At 60.0% G+C, this 15,957-nt stretch carries 13 protein-coding genes; 12 read left to right on the top strand and 1 reads right to left on the bottom strand.

The genetic code is table 11. The annotated features are described in order from the left end of the window. The first annotated feature begins 417 nt into the window (after positions 1-417). A complete protein-coding gene (locus ACYAR8_RS23855; RefSeq protein WP_463581236.1) occupies positions 418-708 on the top strand; it encodes a hypothetical protein in 291 nt (96 codons plus the stop codon). Between the two features lie 147 nt (positions 709-855). On the opposite strand, the gene ACYAR8_RS23860 is transcribed toward ACYAR8_RS23855, so the two are convergent. Then, positions 856-2,664 (bottom strand): aminopeptidase P family protein, encoded by a 1,809-nt coding sequence (locus ACYAR8_RS23860; protein ID WP_463581237.1) that lies wholly within the window; start codon positions 2,662-2,664, stop codon positions 856-858. Between the two features lie 910 nt (positions 2,665-3,574). Here ACYAR8_RS23860 and ACYAR8_RS23865 point away from each other — a divergent pair. From ACYAR8_RS23865 to ACYAR8_RS23915, 11 genes are all read left to right on the top strand, one after another. Then, positions 3,575-4,360: a hypothetical protein gene (locus tag ACYAR8_RS23865; protein ID WP_083398859.1), complete on the top strand. Its 786-nt coding sequence runs from the start codon at positions 3,575-3,577 to the stop codon at positions 4,358-4,360. A gap of 91 nt (positions 4,361-4,451) precedes the next feature. After that, positions 4,452-5,573, top strand: coding sequence for a DegT/DnrJ/EryC1/StrS family aminotransferase (locus ACYAR8_RS23870; RefSeq protein WP_463581238.1), 1,122 nt, complete (start codon positions 4,452-4,454; stop codon positions 5,571-5,573). A 54-nt stretch (positions 5,574-5,627) separates the two neighbouring features. Continuing rightward, a complete protein-coding gene (locus ACYAR8_RS23875; protein WP_463581239.1) occupies positions 5,628-7,142 on the top strand; it encodes a lipopolysaccharide biosynthesis protein in 1,515 nt (504 codons plus the stop codon). A gap of 17 nt (positions 7,143-7,159) precedes the next feature. Then, positions 7,160-8,089: a glycosyltransferase family 2 protein gene (locus tag ACYAR8_RS23880; protein WP_463581240.1), complete on the top strand. Its 930-nt coding sequence runs from the start codon at positions 7,160-7,162 to the stop codon at positions 8,087-8,089. After that, entirely contained in the window at positions 8,079-8,531 is a 453-nt protein-coding gene (locus ACYAR8_RS23885) for a low molecular weight protein-tyrosine-phosphatase (RefSeq protein ID WP_463581241.1), read from the top strand. The genes ACYAR8_RS23880 and ACYAR8_RS23885 overlap by 11 nt, the downstream gene beginning before the upstream one ends. Beyond that, complete coding sequence (locus ACYAR8_RS23890) at positions 8,532-10,748, top strand: polysaccharide biosynthesis tyrosine autokinase (RefSeq protein ID WP_463581242.1); 2,217 nt, start codon at positions 8,532-8,534, stop codon at positions 10,746-10,748. Between the two features lie 27 nt (positions 10,749-10,775). Continuing rightward, on the top strand, positions 10,776-11,576 hold the full coding sequence (locus tag ACYAR8_RS23895) for a WbqC family protein (RefSeq protein ID WP_463581243.1): 801 nt from the start codon (positions 10,776-10,778) through the stop codon (positions 11,574-11,576). A 5-nt stretch (positions 11,577-11,581) separates the two neighbouring features. Continuing rightward, positions 11,582-12,106, top strand: coding sequence for a transcription/translation regulatory transformer protein RfaH (gene rfaH, locus ACYAR8_RS23900; RefSeq protein WP_463581244.1), 525 nt, complete (start codon positions 11,582-11,584; stop codon positions 12,104-12,106). Between the two features lie 107 nt (positions 12,107-12,213). After that, positions 12,214-13,215, top strand: coding sequence for a glycosyltransferase (locus tag ACYAR8_RS23905; RefSeq protein ID WP_074892430.1), 1,002 nt, complete (start codon positions 12,214-12,216; stop codon positions 13,213-13,215). Then, a complete protein-coding gene (locus tag ACYAR8_RS23910; protein WP_463581245.1) occupies positions 13,212-14,465 on the top strand; it encodes a glycosyltransferase family 4 protein in 1,254 nt (417 codons plus the stop codon). Before ACYAR8_RS23905 ends, ACYAR8_RS23910 begins: the two co-directional genes overlap by 4 nt. A gap of 116 nt (positions 14,466-14,581) precedes the next feature. Beyond that, entirely contained in the window at positions 14,582-15,904 is a 1,323-nt protein-coding gene (locus ACYAR8_RS23915; RefSeq protein ID WP_463581246.1) for a hypothetical protein, read from the top strand. The last annotated feature ends 53 nt before the right edge of the window (positions 15,905-15,957 follow it).

A 15,957-nucleotide genomic window follows, 5' to 3' on the forward strand; every position in this document is an offset into this window, starting at 1 on the left:
CGAAGCATTCCTCGCTGCTTACTTCGTCCAACTCTTTGATTATCAAGGAGTTTTCCGTTTCGTCTGCGCCGGAAGTGGGGCGAATTATAGACAGATCCAGAGGGGCGTCAAGCACTTATTTCAACTTACCTGCCAATCACTGGTATTTGGCGCCTTTGCTGCTTAACACACGTCTATTCGTGGGTTCTTATAAGAAACGCGAGCCTCGCACCCCTGCCCCGTGCGGATCCGAGTAGCAGGCGGCAGCGAAGCCATCGGCGTGATACACGATGTCACTGGCATTTGTCTCACTATTGAGCGATGTTTAGCCCGTGCGCCTTAACATGGTGCCCCTGCTCCACACGGACGTGAAGGTCGGGCAGCATGCGAATTCTGGACAGTCACTGACCGCAACGTGCCGGTCGGGTAAGGATATGAATGAAGTACTTTTTGATGGCACTGGCAGCATTGGCTGTCGCTGGTTGCGCGGCAACGTCGAAACCGGTGATGGGGAAACGCGGGATTCATATCAACTGCTCGGGGCTATCGTCCTCATGGGAGCAGTGCTACGACATGGCGACCAACTCCTGCGTCTCCAAGCAATACCGGGTGATCGCGAAATCCGGTGACGGCGCAGAAGACACCGGAGGCTACCCACTCGGTCTCAATCCGGCCGGCTACACCAGCCGCAGCATGATCGTCGTTTGCAAAAAGCCGGCTAACCCTTAGTCGGCTGCCGGCATACCAGCATCGGTGAGCCCGCGGGTTTCAAAGGCCTCTATATAGATAGATAGTCAAAGGCTTCTATATAGACAGAAGACACCAGGCGCACTGCCCGCATTTGATGCCACCGCCTGCGCAGCGGTGGCAGTGACATCACACTGCTTGGGTACGACCGTTCAGCCACGCCAACGCGGCGCCCTCCACTAATGGAGTGAGGCGCTGTCTGACCTGAGCGTGGTACTCATTGAGCCATTCACGCTCCTCTTGCGCCAGCAAACTGATTTCCAGGCAGCGCGTGTCTATCGGACACAACGTGAGGGTCTCGAACTTGAGAAACTCGCCGAACTCGGTCTTGCCCGCTTGCTGATTGATCACCAGGTTTTCAATACGCACACCCCACTGCCCCGGCCGATACGTGCCGGGCTCGATCGAGGTGATCATCCCTGGCTGCATCGCGGTTTGCGGCGTGGCGGCGGCCTGATAGGCAATCACCTGCGGGCCTTCGTGTACGTTCAGGAAATAACCGACACCGTGACCGGTGCCGTGGCCGTAGTTGACGCCCTCGGCCCAGATCGGCGCGCGCGCAATTGAGTCAAGCAATGGCGAAAGAATGCCCCGGGGAAAGTGCGCCCGGGACAGCGCGATCACGCCTTTCAACACGCGTGTGCAGTCGCGCTTCTGCTCGGCCGTCGGAGTGCCGACGGGCACCATGCGGGTGATATCGGTCGTGCCGCCCAGGTATTGGCCGCCGGAATCGATCAGCAACAGGCCGTCACCTTCGATTTGCGCGTGCTCTTCTTCGGTGGCGCGGTAGTGAGGCATGGCGCCGTTGCCGTTGAAGCCGGCGATGGTGGCGAAACTCTGGGACACGTAGCCCGGTCGACGCGCCCGCGCTGCGCTAAGTTTCTCGTCGATGGTCAGTTCGCTGACGGACTCTTTGCCAAGCGCTGAATCCAGCCAGGCGAAGAACTCGCACAGCGCCGCGCCATCCTGTTCCATCGCCTGACGGATATGCCGGGTGTCGGCGGCGCTTTTCTGCGATTTGAACAGCGTCGTCGGGTTGAGCCCCTCGACCAGCGTGACTTCACTGTCGAGATAATCCAGCAGGCCGCAGGTGACCCGCGCCGGATCGACCAGCAGTCGCGCATCCTTGGGCACATTGCGCAGCGCGGTGCCGATGCGCGTGTATTCATGCAGGGTGATGCCGTCTTGCTCAAGGGTGCTGCGCAGTGCAGCGTCGACCTTCTCTGACGCGACAAACAGGTTGATGCTATTTGGGCCGATCAGGGCGAAGGAGATGAACACCGGGTTATAGGACACATCGGCGCCGCGCAGGTTAAACAGCCAGGCGATGTCGTCCAGCGTGGCGAGGAAATGCCAGTCCGCGCCGCGCTCGTCCATCATAGTGCGCAGTCGTCTGAGTTTGTCGCCGCGGGTTTCAGAGGCGTGGGGCGCCGTGTGCTCATAAATAGCCTGAGCCGGCAAAGCAGGTCGGTCGTTCCACAGCTCCGTTAAGGGGTCGAGGTCAGTGCGGAGCCGAGCACCTTTTTCGTACAGATTGGCAGCCAGCGTACGCGAAGACGCCACGGCCAATACCGCGCCATCCACCGCGACGACGGAATCCGTCCTGGCTTGCTCGGCGAGCCATTCAAGTGGGCCGGTCTGACCCGGCTGCAACCTGACCAGCTCGATGCCGCTGCCTGCCAGTTCCTTGCTCGCCTGCTCCCAATAACGGCTGTCGGCCCACAGCCCAGCGAAATCCCGGGTGATGATCAAAGTGCCGACTGAGCCGTGGAAGCCCGACAACCACTGCCGCCCCTGCCAGTAACCCGGCAGATATTCAGAAAGATGAGGGTCGGCCGACGGCACAAGCCACGCGTCGATGCCTTCACGGCTCATTAGGGCGCGCGCCTGCGCAAGGCGTTGCATCGCCACTCCAGTGGTTTTCGACTGCGTATTCATTGCATCTCCTGGTGACCCGAATTGTTTGCATCGCAGACCCGGATAATGGAGCAGCGATCAAGGCTGAGCAACCGCAGCGCCGCCCCCATCTCGGAGATGCAATGCCGCGCCCGGGCAATTGCATCGCACACTGATAAAATCTTCAGGCCTATCACGCGCGCACCCACGTTGTTTTTATATATAACCGGACACAGTTCTCTCCATAAAACTGCAACAGTGGCGTGAACCCTTGATTGCGCAATTCAAACTCATCTGATTAGTTAGCCCGGCGCATAATTACGGTTGAATGACGCATTCAATAATCGAGCGCCATAAAACCGTTACCCGCCGTCCGTGTCCAACTTCTGACGTTGGAAAAACGTCTTCCACGCCTTTTTTGGTCATGAAAGAAGCGGCCTTCACAAGCGCCTAAAAAGCGTCGCACACCTGAATAGGACGGTGATGGTTTCTTGACTACTAATAAAATCAATGACTTAGCGATGCCGAGTACAGGGTTATCAAAAAATTAACAGAATGATGGCGAAATAATTTGACAGAAACTCCGCCTCCGCCGATATATAGGCATGTCCAATGTTTTCCCGTTTTTGCAGCGCGACCCAAGAGTCGTGCGCCGAGAGCATTCCGACTTAATTAATCTGCCAGTGCCCATAAAGTTGACGATTCAAACGGTGTGAAATCAGCGCCGGTGGGCAGTTTTTGGTTCAAAGAAAGCTTTTTCGAATTACTGAATGTGCTCGGTGGGGCGGTAGCTTTGCCCAACGCTTTAGTCAGCCGCCGCTGAATGAAGCCACCGTTTGAATGCACGCCTAATTAGTACAACGGCAGGATCTGCAGATTCGGGCGGTAGCGTGCCTGAAGCACAATTTACCCCCTCCCCTGCACTCCTCACTCTCTACGAGGGCCTGATGCAATGCCTTTATCTTTCGACATGGATGAGCAGCTGGTTCAGCGACTGGCTGACGAAATCGATACCAACGGCTTTGCAAAACTGAACGCGGCCGTGCCTGACACGGACCTGCAGCAGTTGCGGGCCTGGACCGACGAGCAGGCGCAGAAACACCAGGGCGAATACTTTGCCTACCACGGTGAAGCGGCACTGAGCGAAAGCCTGCTGGCGAGCTACTGGTCCGACCCGCGATTCAAGACGCTGCTGGGTCGCCTCTATAAGCATGCCGCCCGCCGCGACGCCGCCAGTGACCGAATCTTCCCGGTGCTGCGCTGCGTGCAGGGCAATCAGGGGAAGCGCGAGTCCAACAGCTTTCATTACGACGCCAGCCTGGTGACCGCGCTGATACCGGTGTTCATTCCCAGTGAAGGCGAAGGACGTGGCGACCTGATGCTGTTTCCGAACATCCGCCGGGTTCGCTCATGGGTGTTGTTCAACGTGATCGAGAAAGCACTGCTGCAGAACAAGATCACCCGCGGCTGGATCATCAAAGGCATGCAACGCAACTGGCTCAAGCCGTATGTGCTGCGCCTGGAGCCGGGCAGCGTTTATTTCTTCTGGGGTTATCGCAGCCTGCACGCCAACCAGGCCTGTCGGCCGGACGTGAAGCGCGCCACCGCGCTGTTCCACTTTGGCGACCCCCATGCAGGCAGCCTGGCCACCCGGTTGATCCTGAAAATCAATCAGGGTCGCGCGCGGCGGATGAGCAACAAGGCGGGCAACCAGCCGCCGGCATCCACTCCCAACTGATTTCGCTCGAACCTGGCGTTGACGGCCCGGCGCTAACGCGTCACTGCCCAGAAAGCCTTTTAAAAGCCTTGCATCTGAAATGGAGAATTCGATGATCAACGTCACCAAGACTTACCTGGGCGATATCGACAAGTTCAAGGGCTACGTTGAGGGCATTTACGCCCGCGGCTGGCTGACCAACCATGGCCCGCTGGTGTGCGAGCTCGAGCAGCGTTTGAAAGATTACCTGGGCGTCAAGCACGTCATCCTCACCAACAACGGCACCCTCGCCCTGCAAGTCGCCTACCGCGCGCTGGGCCTGAGCGGCAGCGCCGTGACTACGCCGTTCAGCTTCGTGGCCACCAGCAGTTCGCTGCAGTGGGAAGGCATTCGCCCGATCTTCGCCGACATCGACGCGCAGACCTGGAACATTTCGCCCGAGCACATCGAGAGCCGCATCGTCTCCGACACCACCGCGATTGTTGGCACTCACGTGTTCGGTAACCCGTGCGCCGTTGAACGCATCGAAGAAATCGCACGTCGGCGCAATCTGAAAGTCGTGTACGACGGCGCCCATGCCTTTGCCGTGCGTCACGCCGGCCAGTCGGTGCTCAACTGGGGTGACATCAGCACACTGAGTTTCCACGCCACCAAGCTGTTTCACACCATTGAAGGCGGCGCGATCATCACCAACGATGACGAAACGGCGCGCCGGGCTCACCTGCTGTGCAACTTCGGCATCGTTGATGTCGACAAGATCGACGGCATCGGCATCAATGCCAAGCTCAACGAATTCTCCGCCGCGATGGGCCTGTGCATTCTCGACGACATCGAGAACATTCTTCAGCAACGCGCTGAAATTGCTGACCGCTACACCACCCGCCTGGGCGATTACGTCGACCTGCAGCGGCCGGAAAGCAACAGCCAGCTCAACCACAGCTATTACCCGATCGCCCTGCGCGACGAACAACAACTGCTGCGTTTGCGTTCCGGGCTGAACACCAACGGGATCAACCCGCGCCGCTACTTCTACCCGTCCCTGGACACCCTGGAGTACTTGCAGCCGCAAGCCGCGCAAACCGCTTCGCGTTCACTGAGCGAGCGCGTGCTGTGCCTGCCGATTTATCCGGGCCTGCTGCGCGACGATCAGGACCGCGTCATCAACACAGTGATCGCCGAAACCAGCACCGCCCACTCGCCGTACCGTGTGCCGTCGCTCGCGCAGGTCATGTAACGCCGCTGGGCCAGCCATTGCGCCATTCACCCTGTTTTGCCGGAAGGACTTTCGATGTCAACCAAGCGCTCAGTCATACGCAACACTGCGTTGAGCTATGCAGGCCAGGCTTACACGCTGCTCGTGGGCATCCTGATCATGCCGTTCAACCTCGGCCATATGGGCGCCGAGGCATACGGCCTGATCGGGTTCTTCTCGGTGCTGCAAGCCTGGCTGCAATTGCTGGACGCCGGGTTGTCGCCGAGTCTGGTCAGGGCGGTGGCGCACCGTCAGGGCAGTGATGGACTGGATCGCTACACCGGTCGCCTGCTGCGTTCATTCGAGATCATCTTCCTGCCGCTGGCAGGTTTCTGCTGCGTGGCGATGTACTTTGGCAGCGAATGGATTGCCGTGCACTGGCTCAATGCCCAGGAACTGTCGACCGAGACGCTGGTGCAGTGCATCGGCCTGATGGGCATCGTCATCGCCCTGAGGTTGTTTTCGACGCTCTATAAAAGCGGGATTCAAGGCCTTGAACAGCACGCATGGCTGAACATCGCCAACGTGATCATCGCCACGCTGCGCTACTTCGGTGGCCTGCTGCTGGTGAGCACAATCTCCAACGACCCTGTGCACTTCTTCGAATTCCAGGCGCTGGTGGGCTTGATCGAAGCGTTGATCTTCGCCGCACGTGCCTATCAGCAGATGCCGACACCGTCGCCGCTGACCGGTTTCGACTGGGATCTGGTCAAGCCGATCATCCCGTTCGCAGCGAGCATGTCCGGCACCGCGGTGCTGTGGATCGTACTGACCCAGATCGACAAAGTGCTGCTCTCCGAACTGCTGCCCCTCAATGAATACGGCTACTTCTCGCTGGTGGCGCTGATCACCACCGGAATCATGATGCTCTCCAACCCGCTGGCGCAGACGTTACTGCCGCGCCTCACCGTGTTGATGGCCGAAGGGCGTCGGGATGACATGCATCAGCTGTATCTCGCGGCCAACCGGTTTGTCTGCACGTTCCTGTTTCCCCTCGCCGCGCTGATCGCGCTGCACGCCGACGCGATGGTGTTTGCCTGGTCGGGCGATCGCCCTGCCGCCGACTGGAGCCGGACGATTCTGCCGTGGTACTCGCTGGGCAGCGCCATCATGGCGGTCAGCACGTTCCAGTTTTATCTGCAATACGCCTATGGGCGGATGCACCTGCATGTCTGGTACAGCCTTGTTTCGGCGCTGATCACGGTACCGGTGATGTTTTTGGCGATTCGCGGCTATGGCGCTTACGGCGCGGCGATCGCCTGGTTCGTGTTGCGCGTGGTGTCCTTCGCCATCTGGCCGGGCATCGTGCACCAGCGCCTGGCCCCTGGCATTCACAGCCAATGGCTGCGCGACATCATCCGCATCAGCGTGATGACCGGCGTGGGCCTGGCGATCACCGAGCCGTTGCTGCGCCTGATCGCCAATGAAAACCGCCTCAGCATCTTCCTGGGTCTGGCCGTCTGCGGCCTGCTCACACTGCTGATTGTGGCCGCCAGCTACAAGCCGCTGGTGATGAAGATTTCCGTTCTGTTCAGCAAACCCAGCGTTTAACTCCGAGTACCCAAGCCATGGATGCTAATAGCAATAAGACGAGCACCTCGCCGTCCGCCGCACCCCTGGTCAGCATTGTCTGTCCAGCCTACAACCAGGAGGCCTACATCGCGCAGACGCTGGATGGCTTCCTGCTCCAGCAAACCACGTTCACCTTTGAAATCCTGGTGAACGACGATGCTTCCACGGACGGCACCGCCCGCATCATTGCCGATTACGTCAAACGCTTCCCGGCGCTGATCCGCCCTTTCTACCACGAGACGAATCAGTACTCGCAGAACAACCCGCCGGTGCCGCGTCTGTTCGGCGAAGCGCGGGGCCGCTACATCGCCTACTGCGAAGGAGATGATTACTGGACTGACCCGCGCAAGCTTCAGATCCAGGTAGATTTTCTCGAGAACAACCCGGATTACGTGCTGACCTACCACGATGCCATCCCCTTCGACATCAGCGGCCAGTACCCGATCCAGCTGCAAGGCAAGCTGCGCGGGGATGCCACGGCGCTGGAGCTGCAGAAGGCGCGTCGGGTGTCGACGCTGACCACGGTGTTCCGCAACGTGTTCGAGTCGTTGCCCCCCGAGCTGCGCGCCGCGCCGCTCAACGACCTGGTCTGGTGGTCGCTGCTCGGTGCCTACGGCAAGGGCAAATTCATGGGTGAGGTCAAGCCTGCCATGTACCGGTTGCACCCCGGCGGCGTGTTTTCCATGCGCTCCAACAAACGCAAATTGCACATGGCGCTGCAGACATCGGGCGCCTTGGCCAACTACTACAACCGGCTCGGTAATCAGGAGCTGTATGAGCATTTTCTGATGGAGCTGGTCGAGTATTCGCTGTCGGCGATTACCCCGAAACGCAAGATGCAGACCCTCCTGGCCGTTGGCCAGAACTTCACCGCAAACATCAGCAAGAGACTGATGACGACCCTCAGCAAAGGTCATGTTCAGTAACGTACTGGTGGTCTGCGTCGGCAATATCTGTCGCAGCCCCATGGCCGAAGCCATGTTCCGACAACGCGTGCCCAACGCTCGCGTACAGATTTCGTCGGCCGGAACCCACGCCATGCTCAGTTCCACCATCGACCCGCTGGCCGAGGCCGTGCTGCACGTCAACGGCGTCCCCGTCCACAGACACCGAAGCCGTCAGATTGATCGGCAGATGCTCCATGAAGCAGAGCTGATTCTGGTCATGGAGCATCGTCAGACCCACAGCGTCCTCAAGCTGGCCCCCGAGGTGCGCGGCAAGACGTTTCTGATTGGCAAATGGCAACAAGCGCTGGAAATCGCCGATCCCTACCGGCGCCCGAAACTAGCCTTTGAACAGACCTACGAGCAGCTTTCGCGTTGTGTCGACGACTGGCTTCCTTATCTTCAGTCAGGAGATCCAAGATAAATGACCGCTATGAACCGTACTTCTCTGGACGAGGTCCAGGACTCCCGGATCGATTTGGCGACTATCTTGCGCACACTTTTCGATCACAAAGGATTGATTGCGTCGATTGTCGGCATCTGCGTCCTGCTCGGCGCCACCTACGCCATTCTGGCCACACCGATCTTCCAGGCCAACGCGATGATTCAAATCGAGCCGCGGAAAGTGGGCATCGAGGGCCGCACCGAAGTCTCCAACAAGCCGCTGTCGGTTTCCCAGGCCACCACCGAAATCGAGCTGATCAAATCCCGCGCGGTGCTGGGCAAGGTCGTCGACGACCTCAAGCTGTACATCGTGCAGAAGCCCAAATACATCCCGGGGCTGGGCAGCTACATGGCGCGTCGGTTCAAGCCGGAACGTGATGGCGCGCTGGCCGACCCGATGTTCGGCCTGAACAGCTACGCCTGGGGCGGTGAGAAAATCGACATCTTCCAGCTGGAGGTGCCGGACGCACTGCTGGGCGAAAAAATGATCATGGTGGCCGGCAAGCCCGGCACCTTCACCCTGTATGACGAAGACCGTAACAAGCTGCTCAGCGGCCCGGTCGGCCAGACCGTCGAAGGCAGCGGCATCAAAATCCAGGTGGCTGCGCTCAACGCACGTCCAGGCACCGAGTTCACCGTGGCGCGTCAACGCACCCTGACCACCGCACTTGATTTTCAGGACCGTCTGAAAATCATGGAAGCGGGCAAGGATTCCGGGATCGTCTACCTGTCGATCCAGGACCCGGACCCGGCACTGGCCAAGCGCATCCTAAACGAAGTCAGCCGCCTGTACGTGCGTCAGAACGTCGAGCGCAGTTCGGCCGAAGCCGCCCAGCGTCTGGAGTTCCTGCGTTCGCAATTGCCGGCCGTGCGCAAGCAGCTGGAACAGTCGGAAATCGCGCTGAACAACTTCCAGATGGGCGCCAAGTCGGTTGACCTGAGCGTTGAAACCAAGTCGGTTCTGGATCAGGTGGTCAAGCTGGAAGGCACCCTGTCGGACTTGAAAATGAAGCGCGTCGACGTCGAACGTCTGTACACGCCGGAGCACCCGAACTACCGCGCCCTGATGACTCAGATCGGCCAGGTCGAATCCCAGAAAGCCGCGCTGCTGAAGAAGATCGAGGCCCTGCCGGCCACGCAACAAGAGTTGCTGCGTCTGAACCGTGACATGCAGGTCACCTCGCAGACTTACACCCTGTTGCTGGACAAGAGCCAGGAGCAGGACATTCTGCGCGCCGGCAGCATCGGCAACGTCCGCATCATCGACAACGCCGACGCCAACGTCGAAGAGCCGGTCAAGCCGATGCGCAAAATCATTGTGCTGGTCGCCGCGCTGATCGGTCTGTTGCTGGCTGTTGCCACCGTGTTTGTGCGTCAGGCGTTCTATCGTGGCGTGGACAACCCGGAAGTCATCGAAAACCTCGGCATGCCGGTGTACGCGTCGCTGCCGTATTCGCGACTGCAGGAGCGCCTGGAAAAGGCCGCCCAGAGCCGTTCGGCGAGCAAGGAGCCGCGCCTGCTGAGCGTCAGCGCCCCGACGGAACTGGCGATCGAAGCATTGCGCAGCCTGCGCACCAGCTTGCACTTCGCCATGCTCGAAGCGCGCAACAACGTGCTGATGATTTCCAGCCCGACGCCGGGCGTGGGCAAGTCGTTCGTCTCCAGCAACCTGGCGGTGATCATTGCGCAGACCGGCAAACGCGTGTTGCTGATCGACGCCGACATGCGCAAAGGCTACCTGCACAAGATGTTCAACCTGACGCCCAAGCACGGTTTGTCGGACACCCTCGCCGCGCGTCTGGGCAGCAAGGAAGTCATCAACCACACCGAAGTGCGCAACCTGGATTTCATCTCCTGCGGTTACGCGGCGCCGAACCCGTCCGAGCTGTTGATGCACGACAACTTCAACAAAATGATCAGCGAGCTGTCGCCGCTGTATGACCTGGTGATCATCGACACCCCGCCGATCCTGGCCGTGACCGATGCCACGCTGGTCGGCCGCCAGTCGGGTACATGCCTGCTGGTGACCCGCTTTGGTCTGAGCACCGCTAAGGAAATCGAAGCGTGCAAACGCCGACTGATGCACAACGGCATTCTGATCAAGGGTGCGATCTTCAACGGTGTCCTGCGCAAGGCGTCGACCGCCGACTACGACTGCGCCGCGTACGGTTACGACTACACCACGGTCCGCAAGTAAATCGACACGCTCGCCAAGGAGATACACATGGCCAGGACCCTCGCAGTGATGCAGCCGTATATGTTCCCCTACCTGGGTTACTTTCAGCTCATTGCCGCTGCAGACATCTTCGTCCTGGGAGATGATCTGCAGTATGTGCGGTCCGGCTGGGTGAATCGCAACCGCATCCTGCACAACGGCGAGGCGAAGCTGATCACCTTTCCGTTGAAGAAAGACCGCTTTCAGTTACAGATCAATCAGCGCCAACTGTGCGACCATTTCAGCGATGAAGGACTGCGGATGATCGATCTGCTCGCCGAGAATTATCGAGAGGCGCCCTACTTCGCGCAGGTCATGCCGCTGCTGGAACGGTTGATCCGTTTCCCGCAGCAGAACATCGCGCTGTATGCCGAACACGCAATACGAGAAATGTGTGCTTATTTACACATCGTGACGCCGATCCTGCGCAGCTCGGACCTTATACTGGGTAGCGCTGCGGACAAGCAGGAGCGCATCATCCGCATCGCTCACACCTTTGAAGCGACCACGTTCATCACCCCCGAAGGCGGATCGGTGCTCTACGACCGCGATCACTTCGCCCGCAACGGCTTGCTGGTGCGGTTCTTCCGGATGAACCCGGTGGAGTATCGGCAGTTTCGGCACCCTTTCGTCGCCAACCTGTCGATCATCGATGTGCTGATGTTCAACTGCGTCGAGCAGGTGCAGCAGATGTTGACCGAATACGGGCTGGACAAACATCCAACCCGCGCCGAGCCCCGGATGATGCAGGGGCCGGCACAAAAACCTGACGTTGTCCTGACCGGGTCGCACCGGATCGCAGTGGAGTGAAGTGTATGTCTGAAGTCGTCAATAGCGCCTGTGGCTCCGCGCGCTGGTACCTGATCCAGACCAAACCCCGCCAGGAGGCACGTGCGGCAGAGCATCTGCAACGTCAGCAGTTCGAGTGCTACCGCCCGGTCAAGCACGGCGAGAAAAAACGCGGCTCACGGACGCCGGCCGAAGAAGAGCTGTTCCCCGGCTACCTGTTCATTCACATGGATCAGGCCAGCGACAACTGGTACCCGATCCGCTCGACCCGTGGCGTGGCGCGCATCGTCACCTTCGGCGGCATGCCGGTTCCGGTGCAGGATGCGTTGATCGAGCAGATCCGCCAGCGTCTGCTGGCGCCGCCGGCCAGGGTCGCCTTTCAAGAAGGTGAAACGGTACGGATCACAGCCGAGGGCTTCAACGACGTCGAGGCGATCTTCCTCGCCGCAGACGGTGATGAACGTGCGGTGATTCTGCTCAATCTGCTGCAACGGGAGCAGAAGGTCACCCTGCCGGTCAGCAGCCTGTCGCGTATGCAAGCGCAGGCTTGAACCGAGCCTTACTGTCTTTCAACTTCTTGCACCTCTGACCCACACATCCTGACTCCCACGGGGCTGATGCTTTCAGCCTCTTGACCCCCCTTCGCCCGGAACTCGCCATGACCCAGAAAACCACGCTGGTGACGCTCACCTATGGTGATCGTTTCAACTACCTGCACACCCTGGTCAGCCGCTCGCTGGAAAGCCCGCTGATTGATCGCGTGATCATCGTCAGCAACGCGTCCACCGCGCCGCTGGACAACCTGCGCCGCACCTGGCCGAATCAGGTCAGCGTGATTTACATGCACGAGAACACCGGTTCCGCGCGGGGGTATTCGGTGGGGATCCAGGCTGCGCTGGACGCCGGTGCCGAACACATCTGGCTGATGGACGACGACAACGCGCCGACCATCAACGCTATCGCAACGCTCCATCAGGTGCTCGAAGAACGTATCCGCATCGACGGCGAAGACAAGGCTGCCGTTCTGGGCTTTCGTCCGACCCATCAGGCGGACATCGCCGCTGGCGTGCCGAACCGGTTCGCCATCCAGCGCCGCTCGAGCTTCTTCGGTTTTCACATCGCGCAGCTGCCGTACAAGATCTGGCGCCGACTGCCGTGGGGCGCGCCGCAAAGCCCGCACAGCAAACTGCCGATGGTGCAGTTGCCGTTCGCTACGTATGGCGGCCTGCTCGCCCACCGCAATCTGTATCGCCGCATCGGCCTGCCGCTGGACGCGTTGATGCTTTACGCCGACGACAGCGAATACACCTGGCGTATCACGGCCGGTGGCGGCCGGATCTTTCTGGTGCCGGACGCCTTGCTCGACGACCTGGAAAGCTCGTGGAACATCAAGGCCCGCACCAACAACATCTACGAAAGCTTCCTGCTGGGCGGCTCGGACTTGCGCGCCTACTACGGCGCGCGCAACCAGGCCTGGTTCGACAAGAACATCTGGGCCAATTCGTCGCTGCTGTACGGCCTCAACCGCTGGGTGTTCTTCCGCCTGCTGCGGCTGATCGCCAAGCGACGCGGTGCCGAGGAGCGCCTCGGCCTGATCGAACAAGCCATCCGCGACGGTGAGTCCGGCGTACTGGGTCTGAATCAGTCGTATCCCCTATGAAAATACTGTTCATCAGCAGCCTGTATGCTCCTCACATTGGAGGCGGCGCGGAAATCATTCTTCAGCGTACCGTCGAAGGCCTGCAGCAGCGCGGCTGTGAAGTCAGCGTGCTGGTGACCGGTCCCGACGCGGGTTTGACCGTTGAGGCGGTGAACGGCGTCAAGGTCTACCGCGCCGGCCTGCGTAACTTCTATTGGCATTTCAGTTCGCAACGGCCTGGCCGTCTGGCGCGCCTGGGCTGGCATCTGCGCGATCGCTACAACGGCGCGATGCGCAGCTACGTAAAACAGGTCATCGGCAACGAGCAGCCGCAACTGGTGGTCTGCCACAACCTGAGCGGCTGGTCGGTCTCTGTCTGGGACGAGATCACCGCGGCAAAGCTGCCGATCGTCCAGGTGCTGCATGACATGTACCTGATGTGCCCAAGCAGCAACATGTTCAAACGCGGCCAGTGCTGCCAGCAGCAATGCGGCAGTTGCCAGACCTTCCGCAAGGGCCACGACGCACGCTCGGCGCAGGTCGCGGCGGTGGTCGGGGTCAGCCGTTTCATTCTTGAAAAGCTGCAGCTGCGCGGTTATTTCAACGCCGCCAGCCCTTACGTCGTGCACAACGCCAGCCCGTTCACGCCGCCGACGGCCTCGCCCCATCAGCGTCGGCAAGCGGATCTGGTGGCAAAAAAAGCGCCGTTGCGCTTCGGCTACATGGGCACGCTGTCCCATCAGAAAGGCGTGGGCTGGCTGATCGAGCAATTTCAGCGACTGCCTTTCGACGCCACGTTGCAGATCGCAGGCCGTGGCCAGGACGCGGACGAAGCCACGTTCAAGGCGCTGGCGAACTCGCCGAAGATCAGTTTTGTCGGTTATCAGAAGCCTGAAGTGTTCTACCGCCAGATCGACGTCGCCGTGGTGCCTTCGCTGTGGAACGAGCCGTTCGGCATGGTCGCCGTCGAGGCATGCGCCCACTCGGTGCCGGTCATTGCCAGCCGCATGGGCGGGTTGCCGGAGATCATTCAGGACCCGCTCAACGGTCTGCTGTGCGATCCGCAGGATCCCGACTCACTGGGCCAGGCAATGTTGCGTTTGCACCAGAACCCGGAATTGCTGGCGCGTCTGAGCGGTCAGGCCCGGGGCAGCGTGGCGTCGTTACTGAACCTGGAGTTGATGCTCGACAGCTACCAGAGCATTTTTGCCCAGACACTGCTGGACGACGCCGCCCAGCGCAACCGGCATTCACTGGCTCACCCGGTTTGAGCCGCACTCGCTTTGAACACACCGGCATGCACCCTCGTCATGCCGAGATTATCGCCGACGGCCCGAGACCTACCTGAGCAAGCGCTCCGGACCGTGCCTCTTCATTGAGACAAGCCATGCACATCCCTTACCTGACCCGGTTACGACGACCCTCGGCGGTCCTGTTGCTGGGCTTGTTGATCAGCTGCATCACGCGGGCTGACGAAGCGTTCATCATCGGCGTCGACACGCACTTGATGAACAAACCCGGCACCTCCACCCGCGCGTTGCAGCTGTTGAAAGCGGCGGGTGTCGACTCGGTGCGCGACGATGCCTATTGGTCCGGCGCCGAGCCGCGACGAGGGTTGTTGAAGATTGAGCCCTCGTGGCAGTCATTCCTGAGCGCCGTTCAGGAAAACAGTCTGCGACCGCTGCTGGTGCTGGGCTACGGCAACCGGTTTTACGAGAACTACGCCAAACCGCGAACCCCACCGATGCGCGATGCGTACGGCAACTACGCCAGCTTCGTCACCCGCCAGCTCACCGACAGCGTGGACTTCTACGAGATCTGGAACGAGTGGGACAAGGAAAACCCGGTCGATCCAGAGTTCGCCCGGGACTACTTCCAGCTCATCGAACAAACCGCCAGGCGCATTCGCACCAATCAGCGGCCGATGGTGATTCTGGCAGGCGCCGTCACCAGCCAGGGCATGGACCTGGGGTTCGCCGACCGGCTGGTGGAATCGGGGGTGCTCAATCATGTCGACGGGCTGTCGCTTCATCCGTATGTGTATTGCCGTTCGGATGAGCGCAATACGCCGGAAAACTGGATTGCCTGGCTGCGGCGGATCAGCGAGGACCTGAAGGAGAAGAACCGCAACAAAGGCCCGGTGCCGTTGTATCTCACCGAAATGGGCTGGCCCAGTAACGACGGGCGCTGCGGCGGTGATGAGAAGATTCAGGCAGCGTTTCTGGCGCGCAGTTTCTTCTTGGCGCAGACGATGCCCAACATCAAGGGCATGTGGTGGAACGGCTTGCTCAACGACGGTCCCGACGGCACTGATCCAGAGCAGAACTTCGGCCTGCTCAATCAGGACCTGAGCATCAAGCAGGCGTACCTGACGCTCAAGGCCATTAGCCCGACGCTGCATCAATTCCGTTACGACGCTGAGAAGAGTCGGGAAATCGAATCGCAATACCTGTTGCGGTTCGCCAAGGGTTCGGAGCAGATCATGGTCGCCTGGACCGCCGGGCTGCCGCGATCGATCAAGATCGACGCCAGCAGCGTGCTGCGCGGCAACGTGCACTACATCGACACTCGGCAGCCGCAACGCGGACTGGTCGACAGCGGTATCCCGTGGAACTGCAATGACGGGCGTTGCTCGGCGCAAGTGCCGATTGATGACTTCCCGAAAATAATAAGCCTGGGCACACGCCCGGCACTGTTTGCCTTGCCCTGAATTCTGCCTTTTTTATTCCGGCCCGCCTTTAGAGCGCCCCTTCATTCAGGGCG

The organism is Pseudomonas sp. HP_01, assembly GCF_055284355.1.